Here is a 17,540-nt window from a genome sequence, read left to right on the forward strand (position 1 = left end):
CGATGAGCAAGATCCTTATCCGTGGCGCGAAGGTGCTGGGCGGCGAGGCGCGGGACGTACTGGTCGACGGCGAGACCATCGCCGAGGTCGGTACCGGGATCGCGGCCGGCGACGCCGCGGTCGTCGAGGCGGAGGGCAGGATCCTGCTGCCTGGCCTGGTCGACCTGCACACCCACCTCCGCGAGCCCGGCCGTGAGGACTCCGAGACGGTCCTCACCGGCACCCGCGCGGCCGCGAGCGGCGGCTACACGGCCGTGTTCGCCATGGCCAACACCTTCCCCGTGGCCGACACCGCCGGAGTCGTCGAGCAGGTGTGGCGCCTCGGCAGGGAGCACGGCTACTGCGACGTCCAGCCGATCGGCGCCGTCACCGTCGGCCTGGAGGGCAGGAAGCTCGCCGAACTCGGCGCCATGCACGACTCCGCCGCCGCCGTCACCGTGTTCTCCGACGACGGCAAGTGCGTCGACGACGCCGTGATCATGCGCCGGGCGCTGGAGTACGTGAAGGCCTTCGGCGGCGTCGTGGCGCAGCACGCGCAGGAGCCCCGGCTCACCGAGGGCGCCCAGATGAACGAGGGCGTCGTCTCCGCCGAACTGGGCCTGGGCGGCTGGCCGGCCGTCGCCGAGGAGTCGATCATCGCCCGGGACGTGCTGCTGGCCGAGCACGTCGGCTCCCGCGTCCACATCTGTCACCTGTCGACCGCCGGCTCCGTGGCGATCGTCCGCTGGGCCAAGTCCCGGGGCATCGACGTCACCGCCGAGGTCACCCCCCACCACCTGCTCCTCACCGACGAACTGGTCCGCACCTACAACCCCGTCTACAAGGTCAACCCGCCCCTGCGCACCGAGCGCGACGTGATGGCGCTGCGCGAGGCCCTGGCCGACGGCACGATCGACATCGTCGCCACGGACCACGCCCCGCACCCGCACGAGGACAAGGACTGCGAGTGGGCCGCGGCCGCGATGGGCATGGTCGGCCTGGAGACCGCACTCTCCGTCGTCCAGCACACGATGGTCGACACCGGGCTGCTGACCTGGGAGGGCGTCGCCGACCGGATGTCGTTCAAGCCCGCCCGGATCGGCCGCGCCGAGGGCCACGGCCGGCCCGTCTCGGCAGGTGAGCCCGCCAACCTCACCCTGCTCGATCCGGCATACCGTGGAACCGTGGACCCCGCGGGCTTCGCCTCCCGCAGCCGCAACACCCCCTACGAGGGCCGTGAGCTGCCGGGGCGCGTCACCCACACGTTCCTGCGGGGCCGCGCGACGCTCATGGACGGGAAGCTGGCGTGACGACACCACTGATCATTCAGGCGGCCGAAGAGGTCGAGCGGAGGTCGGCGGAGGTGACCGACTGGGCCGCACGGCTCGGCTGGGTTGCCGGACTGCTGCTCTTCGTCGCCCTCGTCTACTGGCTGATGCGCCAGGGCTGGAAGTGGCGGGGCGAGCTCCAGTCCGGGCTGCCCGAACTCCCCGCGCGCCCGCGCGCCGCCACTGACGACGGAGGCGGCGAGCCGCCGTCGGCCGGTATGCCCGGGGACGCCGGTGCGGCCGGGCTCCGGCTCAGCGGCCGCTACCACGGCTCCACGACCGCCGGGCAGTGGCTCGACCGGATCGTCGCCCGGGGCCTGGGCGACCGCAGCCGCGCCGAGCTGACCCTCACCGACGCCGGCCTCGACGTCGTTCGCCCAGGGGCCGCCGACTTCTTCATCCCGGCCGCGGCCCTGCGCGGGGCCCGTCTCGACAAGGGCATCGCCGGGAAGGTCCTCACCGAGGGCGGTCTGCTGGTCGTCACCTGGGAGCACGGCGGCCGGCTGATCGACTCCGGTTTCCGCTCCGACCGGGCGGCCGGGCACACGGCCTGGGTCGAGGCCCTCAACTCCATGACCAAGAACGACACGACGGAAGGCGCCGCACGATGACGACCTCCACCAGGGGAACCCGCGTTCCCGCCGTACTCGTCCTGGAGGACGGCCGCACCTTCCGCGGCCGCGCCTACGGGGCCGTGGGGGTGACCTTCGGCGAGGCGGTGTTCTCCACCGGCATGACCGGTTACCAGGAGACCCTCACCGACCCGTCGTACCACCGCCAGGTCGTCGTGATGACCGCCCCGCACGTCGGCAACACCGGCGTCAACGACGAGGACCCCGAGTCGGCCCGCATCTGGGTGTCCGGCTACGTCGTCCGCGACCCCGCCCGCGTCCCCTCGAACTGGCGCTCCCGTCGCTCCCTCGACGAGGAGCTCACGGCCCAGGGCGTGGTCGGCATCAGCGGTGTCGACACCCGCGCCCTCACCCGCCACCTGCGGGAGCGCGGCGCGATGCGCGTCGGCATCTTCTCCGGCAACGCGCTGCCCGACGAGGGCACGATGCTCGCCGAGGTCCGCCAGGCGCCCGAGATGAAGGGCGCCGACCTCTCGGCTGAGGTGGCGACGAAGGAGACGTACGTCGTCCCCGCGATCGGCCCCGACGGCGAAGCCGTACCGCTCGGCACGGCGAGGTTCACCGTCGCCGCGGTCGACCTCGGCATCAAGGGCATGACCCCGCACCGCATGGCCGAGCGCGGCATCGAGGTGCACGTGCTGCCCGCGACCGCCACCGTCGAGGACGTGTACGCGGTCGGCCCCGACGGCGTGTTCTTCTCCAACGGCCCGGGCGACCCGGCCACCGCCGACCACGCCGTCTCGGTCATGCGGGGGGTGCTGGAACGCGGGACGCCGCTGTTCGGCATCTGCTTCGGCAACCAGATCCTGGGCCGGGCACTGGGCTTCGGCACGTACAAGCTCAAGTACGGCCACCGCGGCATCAACCAGCCCGTGCAGGACCGTACGACCGGCAAGGTCGAGGTCACCGCGCACAACCACGGCTTCGCCGTGGACGCCCCTCTCGACAAGGTCTCCGAGACCCCCTACGGCCGCGCCGAGGTCTCCCACGTCTGCCTCAACGACGACGTGGTGGAGGGCCTCCAGCTGCTCGACCAGCCGGCCTTCAGCGTCCAGTACCACCCCGAAGCGGCCGCGGGCCCGCACGACGCCGCGTACCTGTTCGACCGCTTCGTCTCCCTGATGGAGGGCCAGCGTGCCTAAGCGCACCGATATCCAGTCCGTCCTGGTCATCGGCTCCGGCCCGATCGTCATCGGTCAGGCAGCCGAGTTCGACTACTCCGGCACCCAGGCCTGCCGGGTCCTCAAGTCCGAGGGCCTGCGCGTCATCCTGGTGAACTCCAACCCGGCGACGATCATGACCGATCCGGAGATCGCCGACGCCACGTACGTGGAGCCGATCACCCCCGAGTACGTCGAGAAGATCATCGCCAAGGAGCGTCCCGACGCGCTCCTGCCCACCCTCGGCGGCCAGACCGCGCTCAACACGGCGATCTCCCTGCACGAGGGCGGCACGCTGGAGAAGTACGGCGTCGAACTGATCGGTGCCAACGTCGAGGCCATCAACAAGGGCGAGGACCGCGACCTCTTCAAGGAGGTCGTCGAGGCCGTCAACCGCAAGATCGGTCACGGCGAGTCCGCCCGCTCGGTGATCTGCCACTCCATGGACGACGTGCTCAAGGGCGTCGAGACCCTCGGCGGCTACCCCGTGGTCGTCCGCCCCTCCTTCACCATGGGCGGCGCCGGTTCCGGCTTCGCGCACGACGAGGACGAGCTGCGCCGCATCGCCGGCCAGGGCCTGACCCTGTCTCCCACCACCGAGGTGCTCCTGGAGGAGTCGATCCTCGGCTGGAAGGAGTACGAGCTGGAGCTGATGCGTGACAAGAACGACAACGTCGTGGTCGTCTGCTCCATCGAGAACTTCGATCCCATGGGCGTGCACACCGGCGACTCGATCACCGTCGCGCCCGCGATGACGCTGACCGACCGCGAGTACCAGACCCTGCGCGACATCGGCATCGCCGTCATCCGCGAGGTGGGTGTCGACACCGGCGGCTGCAACATCCAGTTCGCCGTCAACCCCGAGGACGGCCGGGTCATCGTCATCGAGATGAACCCGCGTGTGTCCCGCTCCTCCGCGCTGGCCTCCAAGGCCACCGGGTTCCCGATCGCGAAGATCGCGGCCCGGCTCGCCGTGGGGTACACCCTCGACGAGATCCCCAACGACATCACGGAGCAGACGCCGGCCTCCTTCGAGCCGACCCTTGACTACGTGGTCGTCAAGGCTCCGCGCTTCGCCTTCGAGAAGTTCCCCTCCGCGGACAGCACGCTCACCACGACGATGAAGTCCGTGGGCGAGGCCATGGCCATCGGCCGCAACTTCACCGAGGCCCTGCAGAAGGCGCTGCGCTCCCTGGAGAAGAAGGGCAGCCAGTTCGACTTCACCGGCGAGCCCGGTGACAAGGACGAGCTGCTGCGCGAGGCGGGCCGCCCGACCGACGGCCGGATCAACACGGTGATGGGGGCCATCCGCGCCGGAGCCACCCAGCGGGAGGTCTTCGACGCGTCGAAGATCGACCCGTGGTTCGTCGACCAGCTCTTCCTGATCAAGGAGATCGCCGACGACCTGGCCGCCGCCGAGAAGCTCGACCCCGAGCTGCTGGCCGAGGCCAAGCGGCACGGCTTCTCGGACGCCCAGATCGGAGGCATCCGCGGCCTGCGCGAGGACGTCGTCCGCGAGGTACGCCACGCCCTGGGCATCCGCCCGGTCTACAAGACCGTCGACACCTGCGCAGCCGAGTTCGCCGCGAGGACCCCGTACTTCTACTCGTCCTACGACGAGGAGTCCGAGGTCGCCCCGCGCGAGAAGCCCGCGGTGATCATCCTGGGCTCCGGCCCGAACCGCATCGGCCAGGGCATCGAGTTCGACTACTCCTGCGTCCACGCCTCCTTCGCGCTCCACGACGCGGGCTACGAGACCGTCATGGTCAACTGCAACCCCGAGACGGTCTCCACCGACTACGACACCTCCGACCGGCTCTACTTCGAGCCGCTCACCCTGGAGGACGTCCTGGAGATCGTGCACGCCGAGCAGCTGGCCGGACCGGTCGCCGGCGTCGTCGTCCAGCTCGGCGGACAGACCCCGCTGGGTCTCTCGCAGGCCCTGAAGGACAACGGCGTCCCGATCGTCGGCACGTCCCCCGAGGCCATCCACGCCGCCGAGGACCGCGGCGCCTTCGGCCGGGTCCTCGCCGACGCCGGCCTCCCGGCGCCCAAGCACGGCACCGCGACCACCTTCACCGAGGCCAAGGCCATCGCCGACGAGATCGGCTACCCGGTGCTCGTGCGCCCGTCGTACGTGCTCGGCGGCCGCGGTATGGAGATCGTCTACGACGAGACCCGGCTCCAGGCGTACATCTCGGAGTCCACCGAGATCGGTCCGGACCGGCCGGTCCTGGTCGACCGCTTCCTCGACGACGCCATCGAGATCGACGTGGACGCGCTGTACGACGGCTCCGAGCTGTACCTCGGCGGCGTCATGGAGCACATCGAGGAGGCCGGCATCCACTCCGGCGACTCGGCCTGCGCCCTGCCCCCGATCACGCTCGGCGGCTTCGACGTCAAGCGGCTGCGGGCGTCGACCGAGGCCATCGCCCGTGGCGTCGGGGTGCGCGGACTGATCAACATCCAGTTCGCGATGGCCGGCGACATCCTGTACGTGCTGGAGGCCAACCCGCGCGCCTCCCGCACCGTCCCGTTCACCTCGAAGGCGACCGCCGTGCCGCTGGCCAAGGCCGCAGCCCGGATCTCACTCGGTGCCACCATCGCCGAACTGCGTGAGGAGGGTCTGCTGCCGGCCCAGGGTGACGGCGGCACGCTCCCGCTGGACGCCCCGATCTCCGTCAAGGAGGCCGTGATGCCGTGGAGCCGCTTCCGCGACATCCACGGACGCGGTGTCGACACGGTCCTCGGCCCGGAGATGCGCTCCACCGGCGAGGTCATGGGCATCGACAACGTCTTCGGCACGGCGTACGCCAAGTCGCAGGCCGGGGCCTACGGGCCGCTGCCCACCAAGGGCCGCGCCTTCATCTCGGTCGCCAACCGGGACAAGCGCTCGATGATCTTCCCGGCCCGGGAGCTGGTCGCGCACGGCTTCGAGCTGCTCGCCACGTCGGGTACCGCCGAAGTGCTCAAGCGCAACGGCATCCACGCCACCGTCGTGCGCAAGCAGTCCGAGGGCGAGGGCCCCGGCGGGGAGAGGACCATCGTCCAGCTCATCCACGACGGCCAGGTCGACCTCATCGTCAACACCCCCTACGGCACGGGCGGCCGCCTCGACGGCTACGACATCCGCACCGCGGCCGTGGCCCGCGGCGTGCCCTGCCTGACGACGGTCCAGGCGCTCGCGGCGGCGGTCCAGGGCATCGACGCGCTCAACCTCGGCGGGGTGGGCGTCCGTTCGCTCCAGGAACACGCGGAGCAGCTGACCGCGGCCCGCGACTAGCAGCCCACGAGGGGGACACCGAACCGGTGTCCCCCTCTTCGTGAGGACACCCGTCCTCGTGAGGACACACAGGACACCACTGAGATGTACAAGCTCTTCTTCAACCTGGTCTTCAAGCGGATGGACCCGGAGGAGGCCCACCACCTCGCCTTCCGGTGGATCCGGCTCGCGGTCCGCGTCCCGGTGCTGCGTACGTTCGTCGCCGCCGCGCTCGCACCCCGCTACGAGGCACTGCGCACCGAGGCCCTGGGGCTGCGGATGCACGGCCCGTTCGGGCTGGCCGCCGGATTCGACAAGAACGCCGTCGCCATCGACGGCATGTCCATGCTCGGGTTCGACCACGTCGAGATCGGCACCGTCACGGCACAGCCCCAGCCGGGCAACCCCCGGAAGCGGCTCTTCCGCCTCGTGCCGGACCGGGCGCTGATCAACCGCATGGGCTTCAACAACGACGGTTCCGCCGCCGTCGCCGCCCGGCTCGCCGCCCGCCGGGAGATCTTCCGGACGGTCGTCGGCGTCAACATCGGCAAGACCAAGGTCGTCCCCGAGGACGAGGCCGTCGGCGACTACGTGACCTCCACCGAGCGGCTCGCCGCCCACGCGGACTACCTCGTCGTCAACGTCAGCTCACCGAACACCCCCGGCCTGCGGAACCTCCAGGCCACGGAGGCGCTGCGTCCCCTGCTCAGCGCGGTGCGCGAGGCCGCCGACCGCACGGTCACCGGCCGCCGCGTCCCCCTCCTGGTCAAGATCGCCCCGGATCTCGCCGACGAGGACGTGGACGCCGTCGCGGACCTCGCCGTCGAGCTGGGCCTCGACGGCATCATCGCCACCAACACCACCATCGCCCGCGACGGTCTCGGCCTGAAGTCGGACCCGGCGCTGGTGAAGGAGACCGGCGGGCTCTCCGGCGCCCCCGTCAAGGAGCGCTCCCTGGAGGTGCTCCGCCGCCTGTACGCACGCGTGGGCGACCGCATCACCCTCGTGGGCGTCGGCGGCATCGAGAACGCCGAGGACGCCTGGCAGCGCATCCTGGCGGGGGCCACCCTCGTTCAGGGCTACAGCGCCTTCGTCTACGAGGGCCCGCTCTACGCCCGGGCCGTCCACAAGGGCCTGGCCGCCCGGCTCGCCGCGAGCCCCTACGCCACCCTCGCCGAGGCCGTCGGCGCCGAGACCCGAAAGGCAGCCGCCTCATGAGCGCTCTGGAACCGTTCGGCACCCGTCTGCGCCGTGCCATGGACACCCGCGGCCCCCTGTGCGTGGGGATCGACCCGCACGCCTCGCTGCTCACCGCCTGGGGGCTGAACGACGACGTCAACGGCCTGGAGCGGTTCACCCGTGCGGTGGTCGAGGCGCTGGCCGACCGGGTCGCCGTCCTCAAGCCGCAGTCCGCGTTCTTCGAGCGCTTCGGCTCGCGCGGCATCGCGGTGCTGGAGAAGGCCGTGGAGGACTCCCGGGCCGCCGGCGCACTGGTCCTGATGGACGCCAAGCGCGGTGACATCGGCTCCACCATGGGCGCCTACGCGGAGGCGTTCCTCCGGAAGGACTCGCCGCTGTTCTCCGACGCCGTGACGGTGTCGCCGTACCTCGGCTTCGGTTCGCTGCGCCCGGCGCTCGACCAAGCAGTCCTCAGCGGCTGCGGGGTGTTCGTCCTCGCGCTCACCTCCAACCCGGAGGGTGCCGAGGTCCAGCGCGCCACCGCGTCCGGCGGAGGCTCGCTCGCCCAGCTCATGCTGAACCACATGGCCGACGAGAACGCCGGGGCGGACCCGATGGGCCCGGTCGGCGCCGTGGTCGGCGCCACGCTCGGTGACGCGGGCGTGGACCTGGACATCAACGGCCCGCTCCTCGCGCCGGGCATCGGCGCCCAGGGCGCGACCCCCGCCGACCTGCCCGGCGTGTTCGGTGCCGCCGTCCGCAACGTCGTGCCGAGCGTCAGCCGCGGCGTCCTGCGCCACGGACCGGACGCGGCCTCCCTGCGCGGGGCCGCGGAGCGCTTCGCCGACGAGGTCCGTGCGGCGGTCGACGGCGCGTAGGCGTACGCGAGGGACGGCCCGGGCACCCGTGCCCCAGCCGTCCCGGGAGACGTTCGGATCCGCTCCGAGGCTGCTCCCGGTCGGTTCCGGGGTCCCGTTCCGGGGTCCGGACCGGTTCGCCGGGGCGGAGCCATGCCCTCCGAGGGCCCTGCCGAAGCACTCGGCAGGGCCCTCATCTGCGTCTTCGACCGACGCTTTCTTGACAGAAAGCGGGTCAGTATGTCTGGAATATCCAGGTCGGCCGATGCTGACCAGGACTTTTCCGCTGTTCTCGCTGACTGGAGCGGTCTCGGCCGCTAGTCTCCGTCGAGAGTCAGCGATGCAACGGCCACTGCGTTGTTCGTTGCTCGCCTGGTGAGGGCCGACTAGGTTCCTCACCGGTCCGTATCCGACAGTTCGACATCCGAGGTGACGTAGGCGTGGCTCTTCCGCCCCTTACCCCTGAACAGCGCGCAGCCGCGCTCGAAAAGGCCGCCGCGGCTCGCCGGGAGCGGGCCGAGGTCAAGAATCGACTCAAGCACTCCGGCGCCTCCCTCCACGAGGTCATCAAGCAGGGCCAGGAGAACAACGTCATCGGCAAGATGAAGGTCTCCGCCCTGCTCGAGTCGCTCCCCGGCGTCGGCAAGGTCCGTGCCAAGCAGATCATGGAGCGACTGGGCATCTCCGAGAGCCGCCGTGTGCGGGGTCTCGGCTCGAACCAGATCGCGTCGCTCGAGCGCGAGTTCGGCGGCGGCGCCGCCTGACGTTCCCGGGCACTCCCGAGAACCTGGATAATCGCTGCATGGCAGCAGAGGTACGTCCGCGGCTGACCGTGCTCTCCGGCCCCTCCGGGGTCGGCAAGAGCACGGTCGTCGCCCATATGCGCAAGGTCCACCCCGAGGTCTGGCTCTCGGTGTCGGCCACCACCCGGAAGCCGCGCCCCGGTGAGAGTCACGGTGTCCAGTACTTCTTCGTCGGCGACGACGAGTTCGACAAGCTGGTCGCCAACGGTGAGCTGCTGGAATGGGCAGAGTTCGCGGGCAATCGCTACGGCACTCCGCGCCGTGCGGTCCAGGAGCGCCTGGAGGCAGGGGAACCGGTGCTCCTGGAGATCGACCTCCAGGGCGCGCGTCAGGTCAAGGAGTCCATGCCGGACTCCCAGCTGGTCTTCCTTGCGCCGCCGAGCTGGGACGAACTGGTCCGCCGCCTCACCGGCCGCGGTACCGAGGCCCCCGACGTCATCGAGCGCCGCCTCGATGCGGCGAAGGTCGAGCTGGCCGCGGAGTCCGAGTTCGACACCACCCTGGTCAACACCTCCGTCGAGGACGTCGCGCGCGAGCTGCTAGCCTTGATGGAAGTTGTCTGATCTTTCTGATTTCCCCGTAGTTTCTTCGGAAGGCTAGAGCGTGTCCTCTTCCATCACCGCGCCCGAGGGCATCATCAACCCGCCGATCGACGAGCTGCTCGAGGCGACCGACTCGAAGTACAGCCTGGTGATCTACGCCGCCAAGCGCGCGCGTCAGATCAACGCGTACTACTCGCAGCTCGGTGAGGGTCTCCTCGAGTACGTCGGTCCGCTGGTGGACACCCACGTGCACGAGAAGCCGCTCTCGATCGCGCTGCGCGAGATCAACGCGGGCCTGCTGACCTCCGAGGCCATCGAGGGCCCGGCCCAGTAGTACCCGTCCCGGGACCGGCCGCAGTTTCGCCCCCCGGGAGCAAGCGGCACTGTCACCACAGGCCCGGCGGAGCATCCGCCGGGCCTGTGGTGTGTCATAGAGGCGATACGTATCGCCATCGGTGGGGAGCGGGAGACGCAGTGGACAAGCCGAAGGTCGTTCTGGGGGTCAGCGGCGGCATCGCCGCCTACAAGGCGTGCGAGCTGCTGCGCCGGCTGACCGAGTCCGGACACGACGTCCGGGTGGTGCCCACCGCCTCCGCGCTCCAGTTCGTCGGTGCCGCGACCTGGTCGGCCCTGTCGGGGCACCCGGTCTCCACCGAGGTCTGGTCGGACGTCCACGACGTCCCGCACGTGCGGATCGGGCAGGGTGCCGCCCTCGTCGTCGTCGCCCCGGCCACCGCCGACGTGCTCGCCAGGGCCGCCCACGGCCTCGCCGACGACCTGCTGACGAACACCCTGCTCACCGCCCGCTGTCCGGTCGTCTTCGCGCCCGCGATGCACACCGAGATGTGGGAGCATCCCGCCACCCGGGAGAACGTTGCGACGCTGCGCCGCCGCGGCGCGGTCGTCGTCGAACCCGCCGTCGGCCGGCTCACCGGCGTCGACACCGGCAAGGGCCGACTGCCGGAGCCCGGCGAGATCTTCGAGGTCTGCCGCAGGGTGCTCGCCCGCGGCGCGACCGCCCCGGATCTCGCCGGCCGTCACGTGGTGGTGAGCGCCGGCGGGACCCGTGAGCCGCTCGACCCGGTCCGGTACCTGGGGAACCGCTCCTCCGGCAAGCAGGGCTACGCGCTGGCCCGTACCGCCGCGGCCCGCGGGGCCCGGGTGACGCTGATCGAGGCCAACACCGGTATGGCAGACCCGGCCGGCGTCGACGTGGTCCACGTCGGTACCGCGGTGCAGTTGCGTGAGGCGGTGCTGAAGGCCGCCGCGGACGCCGACGTGGTCGTGATGGCCGCGGCCGTCGCCGACTTCCGTCCGGCCGCGTACGCCGAGGGCAAGATCAAGAAGAAGGACGGCCAGGAGCCCGCGCCGATCGTGCTGGTGCGCAACCCCGACATCCTCGCCGAGATCTCCGCGGAGCGGGCCCGACCGGGGCAACTGGTGGTGGGTTTCGCCGCCGAGACCGACGACGTGCTCGCCAACGGCCGGGAGAAGCTCCGCCGCAAGGGATGCGACCTGCTGGTCGTCAACGAGGTGGGGGAGCGGAAGACCTTCGGCACGGAGGAGAACGAGGCGGTGGTCCTGGCCGCGGACGGGGCCGAGACGCCGGTTCCGTACGGACCCAAGGAAGGACTCGCGGACACGGTCTGGGACCTGGTCGGGGTCCGGCTGCCGTGACGCGCCCCGCGCGGCGTCCCCGGTGGCGGGGTGTGACGAAGTGCTCACTCCCGGATCCCGTCCGGTGGACACGCCGGAACCGGGTGAATCCGGGATGAATTTCTCATCCCTCGCGAAGGCCGTGCCGAATCCGGCGAATCCGTCCCTTCCGGGCGCATGTCGCCATCGCCCGGGCCCGGGTGACGGGTGATTCGGCCCACGGTTGGCCGCCCAGGGTGCGAGACGCTGGTCCGGCCGCCGGGAGTGCCCGATAAACTGTCCCTCGGACACGACGCGGGGCGCAGCCCCCGGCCGGTCCACCAATGATCAGCCAGCAGCCGCTGCAACCCCAGGGAGCGTTGTGTCCCGTCGCCTGTTCACCTCGGAGTCCGTGACCGAAGGTCACCCCGACAAGATCGCTGACCAGATCAGCGACACCATTCTCGACGCACTGCTTCGCGAGGACCCCACGTCCCGCGTCGCCGTGGAGACCTTGATCACCACCGGCCTGGTGCACGTCGCAGGCGAGGTGACCACCAAGGCGTGGGCGGACATTCCCACGCTGGTGCGCAACAAGATCCTCGAGATCGGCTACGACTCCTCGAAGAAGGGCTTCGACGGCGCCTCCTGCGGTGTCTCCGTCTCCATCGGGTCCCAGTCGCCCGACATCGCCCAGGGTGTCGACACCGCCTACGAGAGCCGGGTCGAGGGCGATGACGACGAGCTCGACAAGCAGGGTGCCGGCGACCAGGGCCTGATGTTCGGGTACGCGTGCGACGAGACCCCCGAGCTGATGCCGCTGCCGATCTACCTCGCGCACCGGCTGTCCCGCCGCCTCTCCGAGGTCCGAAAGAACGGCACCATCCCGTACCTGCGCCCGGACGGCAAGACCCAGGTCACCATCGAGTACGACGGCGACAAGGCCGTCCGTCTCGACACGGTCGTGGTCTCCTCGCAGCACGCGTCCGACATCGACCTGGACTCGCTGCTCGCGCCGGACATCCGTGAGTTCGTCGTCGAGCACGTGCTGAAGGAGCTCGTCGAGGACGGCATCAAGCTGGACACGGACGGCTACCGGCTGCTGGTCAACCCGACCGGCCGCTTCGAGATCGGCGGCCCGATGGGCGATGCCGGCCTGACCGGCCGCAAGATCATCATCGACACCTACGGCGGCATGGCCCGCCACGGCGGTGGCGCGTTCTCCGGCAAGGACCCGTCCAAGGTCGACCGCTCGGCCGCCTACGCGATGCGCTGGGTCGCCAAGAACGTCGTGGCCGCCGGCCTCGCCTCGCGTTGCGAGGTCCAGGTCGCGTACGCGATCGGCAAGGCGGAGCCCGTCGGCCTGTTCGTCGAGACCTTCGGCACCGCCGCGGTCGACGTCGAGAAGATCGAGAACGCCATCGGAGAGGTCTTCGACCTGCGCCCGGCCGCGATCATCCGCGACCTCGACCTGCTTCGCCCGATCTACTCCCAGACAGCCGCCTACGGCCACTTCGGCCGTACGCTCCCCGACTTCACCTGGGAGCGTACGGACCGCGTCGACGCGCTGCGCGCGGCGGCGGGCCTCTGACGGCACCCGCCCGGCACGAGGGGCCCCGGACCGGACAGGTCCGGGGCCCCTCGCACGTTCGACGGGCCCGGTGCGCAGGGCGCTCCGCAGGCCCGGGCGCTGTCGGTGCCGTCTGGTAGGAATGTGGCTGTGAGCAGCGACGACGAAGCCTCCGAGCGGCCCGGGGACGGTTCGCCGGAGCAGCTTGCGCTCATCCGGGAGACCGTACGGAAGGCGGCGAAGCCGCGGGCCAAACCGCGCACCTGGCGCGGGGCGGCGCTCGCCGGGGAACTCCCGGTGGCACGGGTCGTGGTCAACAAGGGCGTGCTGCACCTCGACCAGTACTTCGACTACGCGGTGCCCGAGGAACTGGACGAGGCCGCGCAACCCGGCGTCCGTGTCCGGGTGCGCTTCGGCGCGGGGTCCCACCAGGTCCGGGAGGGCCGCCGCGAAGGCGGTCGGCTGATCGACGGCTTCATAGTCGAGCGACGGGCCGACTCCGATTACCCGGGCCCGCTCGCCGCCCTCGCGGGCGTGGTCTCGCCCGAGCCCGTGCTCGGCCCCGGGCTGCTCGGCCTGGCCAGAGCGGTCGCGGATCGTTACGCGGGCAGCCTCGCCGACGTGCTGCAGCTCGCCGTGCCGCCCAGGAGCGCACGCGCCGAGTCCCGGCCGTCGCCCCCTCCACTGCCCCCTCCGGCGGTCCCGGAGCCGGGCACCTGGACCCGATACGACCAGGGGCCGGCGTTTCTGCATGCCCTGGCGGAGGGCGGCGCGCCGAGGGCCGTGTGGACGGCGCTCCCCGGCCCGCACTGGGCCGGCGAACTGGCGGGAGCCGTCGCGGCGGCCCTCGCGTCCGGCCGGGGCGCGCTGGTGGTCGTCCCGGACGGGCGGGCCGTCGCCCGGGTGGACGCGGCCCTGACCGGCCTGCTCGGTGAGGGACGCCACGCGGTGCTCACCGCGGAAGCGGGCCCCGAGAAGCGTTACGGGCAGTGGCTCGCCGTACGGCGCGGCTCCGTGCGGGCGGTGGTCGGGACGCGCGCGGCGATGTTCGCGCCGGTCCAGGACCTGGGGCTGGTCGCGATATGGGACGACGGCGACTCAAGCCACAGCGAGCAGCACGCGCCGCTGCCGCACGCGCGGGAGGTCCTGCTGCTGCGTGCCGCGCACGAACGCTGCGGATTCCTGCTCGGCGGCGTCAGCTGCACGGTCGAGGCCGCCCAGCTCGTCGAGACCGGCTGGGCACGGCCCCTGGCGGCCGGCCGGGAACAGGTGCGCCGCGCCGCGCCGCTGATCCGCACGGTCGGTGACGGCGAGCTCGCGCGCGACGAGGCCGCGCGGGCCGCCAGACTGCCGTCGCTGGCGTGGCAGACCGTCCGGGACGGTCTGCGCACCGGACCGGTGCTGGTCCAGGTGCCCCGTCGCGGATATGTGCCGAGGCTGGCTTGCGAGCGCTGCCGGGCGCCCGCGCGCTGCGCGCACTGCGCAGGCCCCCTGGAGGCCCCACGGGAGCAGGACCTCAGGTGCGGCTGGTGCGGACGGGACGCCTCCGGCTGGCACTGCGCCGAGTGCGGCGGGGCCCGGCTGCGCGCACGGATAGTGGGGGCCCGGCGAACCGCGGAGGAACTGGGCAGGGCGTTCCCGGCGGTGCCGGTGCGGACGTCGGGGCGCGACCATGTGCTGGACTCCGTACCCGGCCGTCCCGCGCTGGTGGTCAGCACACCGGGCGCCGAGCCCGTCGCCGAGGGCGGCTACGCGGCCGCGCTGCTGCTCGACGGCTGGGCGATGCTCGGGCGGCCCGATCTGCGTGCGGGCGAGGAGGCACTGCGGCGCTGGACGGGTGCCGCCTCGCTGGTCCGGGGTCAGGCGGAGGGCGGCACGGTCGTCGTGGTCGCCGAGCCGACGCTGCGCCCCGTCCAGGCCCTGGTGCGATGGGACCCGGTCGGCCACGCCCAACGCGAGCTGGCCGAGCGCGCCGAGCTGGGCTTCCCGCCGGTGTCGCGGATGGCCTCGGTGACCGGTCGGGCGGAGGCGGTCGCGGGCTTTCTCGCCACGGCGTCCCTGCCCGACGACGCGGAGGTGCTGGGACCGGTGCCTCTGCCGCCGCCCTCGCCGGGTCGTTCACGCCGGCCGGGCGACCCGCCCCCGTCTTCCCCATCAGGGCCTCGGCCGGGGGAGCAGTGGGAACGCGCTCTGCTGCGCGTACCGCCCGGCAGCGGCGCCGCGCTCGCCGCCGCACTGAAGTCCGCCCAGGCCGCCAGACTCGCGCGGGGCGGTGGAGATCCGGTACGGATCAGAGTGGACCCACCGGACATCGGCTGACCGGGGAGGCGGCACCGGACATCGGCTGACGGGGAGGCGGGGCCCGGCCGGGTGCTCGCGGGCCTGCCCGCCCGCCGCCCCCGGGTCTGCGACGTGCCGTCCCCACCATGCGCCGGCCGCGGCCGGCCTGGAACGACGTGGCCGAGCCCGGTCGCGCGGCGGGCCCCGGGAAGTGGTCGGGCCGGTGCGGGCGGGCGGTGGTCGGCACAGTACGTGCGACAGCGCCGGAGGGCGAGCGCCGACGAACCGGAGCCCCGTCGGGAGCGGGCGGCGGCAGGGCCCGGGGATCCGTCGGGACAGGGCAGCCGGAAGCGCGCCCGGCGCCGGTGGGCATCGGGGTCGGAACCACCTGCCGGAACGTCCCGTCACCGTTCGCGGCCGCGGCGCACCCGCATGGTGGGGCACCGCGCACGGCACCGTCCGCAGACGTGCCACCCCGCACGGCACCGCCCCGGCGCCCGCGAGGGTGCGCCGGGGCGGTCGGGGGAGGGGTCAGCCGTTGCGCGGGCCGGGGAAGGCGCTCGGGCGGACCTCCTCGCGGAGGGGGTGGGCGCCGGGCGCCGGCTGCGGTGGCATGGAACGTGCCGCAGGCACCGCGGGGGCGACCGGCATCGTGCGGGTCGCCCCCTGCTCCGGCTCAGCGGGCACGGCGGTGGGCTGCGGAGTGGTGCGCCGTGATCCGTAACGGCGGTGCACCGCCTGCTTGGTGACGCCGAGAGCCGAGCCCACCGCGTCCCACGAGAAGCCCAGCGAGCGGTCGAAGTCGACCGCGGCGGTCACCAACGTCTCGACGCTGTCCCGCAGTTCCTGGGCCAGACGGACGGTCGGGGCGGGCGCCCGGCCGTAGACGACGAAGCCCGTGGACGGGCCCGAGCGACGCGGACGGTAGACGTTCCCCAACTGGGCCGTGAGCGTGCGCAGAGCGTCCACCTGCCGGCGGACCCGCTCGATGTCCCGCACCAACAGATGCAGACTCGCCCGGGCCTGGGCGTCGTGGGTTGCGTGGTCGGCCATGAACAAGCCTCTCGAACCGGCGTTGAAAAGGGTCGGGCCGATCCGGCGGCCCGCTTCGGTCAATCTCTCTTGACAACGCGCCACCGGGGGTTCTGGTCACGCTGCGGAGGAGCAAGCGCACATGTCCGGGGCGCGCGGCAGTCCGCGCGCCCCTGTCGGTGCGGCCAAATAGACTGGTGCGTCGCGCGATCACCCCGGCACACAGAGCGAGGTATTACCAGTGAAACTTGTCTTCGCAGGCACCCCCGAGGTCGCCGTACCCGCCCTGGACGCCCTGATCGCCGCCGGCCGGCACGACGTGGCGGCGGTCGTCACCCGCCCTGACGCCCCCGCGGGACGCGGACGCCGACTGGTGGCCAGCCCGGTGGCCCAGCGCGCGCACGAGGCCGGCATCGAGGTCCTGAAGCCTGCGAGGCCGCGCGACGAGGACTTCCTGGCCCGGCTGCGCGAGATCGCGCCGGACTGCTGCCCCGTGGTCGCCTACGGCGCGCTGCTCCCCAAGGCGGCTCTGGACATCCCGGCCCGCGGCTGGGTCAATCTGCACTTCTCGCTGCTGCCGGCCTGGCGCGGAGCGGCGCCGGTGCAGCACGCGATCCTCGCGGGCGACGAGATGACCGGCGCCTCCACGTTCCAGATCGAGGAGGGGCTGGACTCGGGCCCGGTCTACGGCGTGATCACCGAACACGTGCGTCCGACGGACACCAGCGGCGATCTGCTCACCCGGCTCGCCTTCGCCGGCGCGGGGCTGCTGGCCGCGACCATGGACGGCATCGAGGACGGCACGCTCGAGGCCGTGCCGCAGCCGGCCGACGGGGTCACCATGGCGCCGAAGATCACCGTCGAGGACGCGCACGTGGACTGGCGCACGCCCGCCCTCCGCGTCGACCGCCTCGTCCGGGGCTGCACCCCCGCGCCCGGCGCGTGGACGCTCTTCCGCGGCGAGCGGCTCAAGCTCATCAACGTCCAGCCGCTGCCGGACCGCGAGGAGCTGGCGCCCGGTGAGCTCTCGGCCGGCAAGAACCACGTGTACGCCGGTACCGGTTCGCACGCCGTCGAACTCCACTGGGTACAGCCGCAGGGCAAGAAGCCGATGCGTGCGGCGGACTGGGCGCGTGGCGTGCGGATCGCTCCCGGGGAGATGCTCGGCTCGTAGTGCCGCGACGGGCGGCCTGCCCGTCGGGGAGCGGCGTCCGGCGCAAAACGGGGTCCTGCCCGGCCCTTCGGGGCGGGGGAGGGGTCGCAGGGCGCCGGATCGACCTC

The 17,540-nt window shown here is 72.2% G+C and carries 14 protein-coding genes; 13 read left to right on the top strand and 1 reads right to left on the bottom strand.

Going from position 1 to position 17,540, the window contains the following annotated elements:
• Positions 1-2: 2 nt before the first annotated feature.
• The 12 genes from QMZ92_RS15355 (at position 3) to QMZ92_RS15410 (ending at position 15,266) form a co-directional block, all read left to right on the top strand.
• Positions 3-1,289, top strand: coding sequence for a dihydroorotase (locus QMZ92_RS15355; protein WP_283297939.1), 1,287 nt, complete (start codon positions 3-5; stop codon positions 1,287-1,289).
• On the top strand, positions 1,286-1,918 hold the full coding sequence (locus tag QMZ92_RS15360) for a PH-like domain-containing protein (RefSeq protein WP_283297941.1): 633 nt from the start codon (positions 1,286-1,288) through the stop codon (positions 1,916-1,918). The genes QMZ92_RS15355 and QMZ92_RS15360 overlap by 4 nt, the downstream gene beginning before the upstream one ends.
• Positions 1,915-3,081: a glutamine-hydrolyzing carbamoyl-phosphate synthase small subunit gene (gene carA / locus QMZ92_RS15365; RefSeq protein ID WP_283297942.1), complete on the top strand. Its 1,167-nt coding sequence runs from the start codon at positions 1,915-1,917 to the stop codon at positions 3,079-3,081. The genes QMZ92_RS15360 and carA overlap by 4 nt, the downstream gene beginning before the upstream one ends.
• Positions 3,074-6,382: a carbamoyl-phosphate synthase large subunit gene (gene carB, locus QMZ92_RS15370; protein ID WP_283297944.1), complete on the top strand. Its 3,309-nt coding sequence runs from the start codon at positions 3,074-3,076 to the stop codon at positions 6,380-6,382. The genes carA and carB overlap by 8 nt, the downstream gene beginning before the upstream one ends.
• A gap of 84 nt (positions 6,383-6,466) precedes the next feature.
• On the top strand, positions 6,467-7,579 hold the full coding sequence (locus tag QMZ92_RS15375; RefSeq protein ID WP_283297945.1) for a quinone-dependent dihydroorotate dehydrogenase: 1,113 nt from the start codon (positions 6,467-6,469) through the stop codon (positions 7,577-7,579).
• Entirely contained in the window at positions 7,576-8,418 is an 843-nt protein-coding gene (pyrF, locus tag QMZ92_RS15380; protein ID WP_283297946.1) for an orotidine-5'-phosphate decarboxylase, read from the top strand. Before QMZ92_RS15375 ends, pyrF begins: the two co-directional genes overlap by 4 nt.
• Positions 8,419-8,837: 419 nt before the next feature.
• On the top strand, positions 8,838-9,161 hold the full coding sequence (locus tag QMZ92_RS15385) for an integration host factor (RefSeq protein WP_093658266.1): 324 nt from the start codon (positions 8,838-8,840) through the stop codon (positions 9,159-9,161).
• Positions 9,162-9,199: 38 nt separating this feature from the next.
• Positions 9,200-9,763: a guanylate kinase gene (gene gmk / locus QMZ92_RS15390; protein ID WP_283297947.1), complete on the top strand. Its 564-nt coding sequence runs from the start codon at positions 9,200-9,202 to the stop codon at positions 9,761-9,763.
• 40 nt (positions 9,764-9,803) lie between these two features.
• Entirely contained in the window at positions 9,804-10,076 is a 273-nt protein-coding gene (gene rpoZ / locus QMZ92_RS15395) for a DNA-directed RNA polymerase subunit omega (protein WP_005319902.1), read from the top strand.
• 140 nt (positions 10,077-10,216) lie between these two features.
• Positions 10,217-11,419, top strand: coding sequence for a bifunctional phosphopantothenoylcysteine decarboxylase/phosphopantothenate--cysteine ligase CoaBC (gene coaBC, locus QMZ92_RS15400; RefSeq protein ID WP_283297948.1), 1,203 nt, complete (start codon positions 10,217-10,219; stop codon positions 11,417-11,419).
• Between the two features lie 340 nt (positions 11,420-11,759).
• On the top strand, positions 11,760-12,968 hold the full coding sequence (metK, locus tag QMZ92_RS15405; RefSeq protein ID WP_283297949.1) for a methionine adenosyltransferase: 1,209 nt from the start codon (positions 11,760-11,762) through the stop codon (positions 12,966-12,968).
• A gap of 129 nt (positions 12,969-13,097) precedes the next feature.
• Positions 13,098-15,266: a primosomal protein N' gene (locus QMZ92_RS15410; protein ID WP_283297950.1), complete on the top strand. Its 2,169-nt coding sequence runs from the start codon at positions 13,098-13,100 to the stop codon at positions 15,264-15,266.
• 492 nt (positions 15,267-15,758) lie between these two features.
• Here the strand turns inward: QMZ92_RS15410 and QMZ92_RS15415 are convergent, their stop codons facing one another.
• Positions 15,759-16,280, bottom strand: coding sequence for a hypothetical protein (locus QMZ92_RS15415; RefSeq protein ID WP_138056348.1), 522 nt, complete (start codon positions 16,278-16,280; stop codon positions 15,759-15,761).
• A 220-nt stretch (positions 16,281-16,500) separates the two neighbouring features.
• Here QMZ92_RS15415 and fmt point away from each other — a divergent pair, with 220 nt between their 5' ends.
• Positions 16,501-17,433: a methionyl-tRNA formyltransferase gene (fmt, locus tag QMZ92_RS15420; RefSeq protein ID WP_283297951.1), complete on the top strand. Its 933-nt coding sequence runs from the start codon at positions 16,501-16,503 to the stop codon at positions 17,431-17,433.
• The last annotated feature ends 107 nt before the right edge of the window (positions 17,434-17,540 follow it).

The organism is Streptomyces sp. HNM0645 (assembly GCF_030056615.1).
Taxonomy (GTDB): Bacteria; Actinomycetota; Actinomycetes; order Streptomycetales; family Streptomycetaceae; genus Streptomyces; species Streptomyces marianii.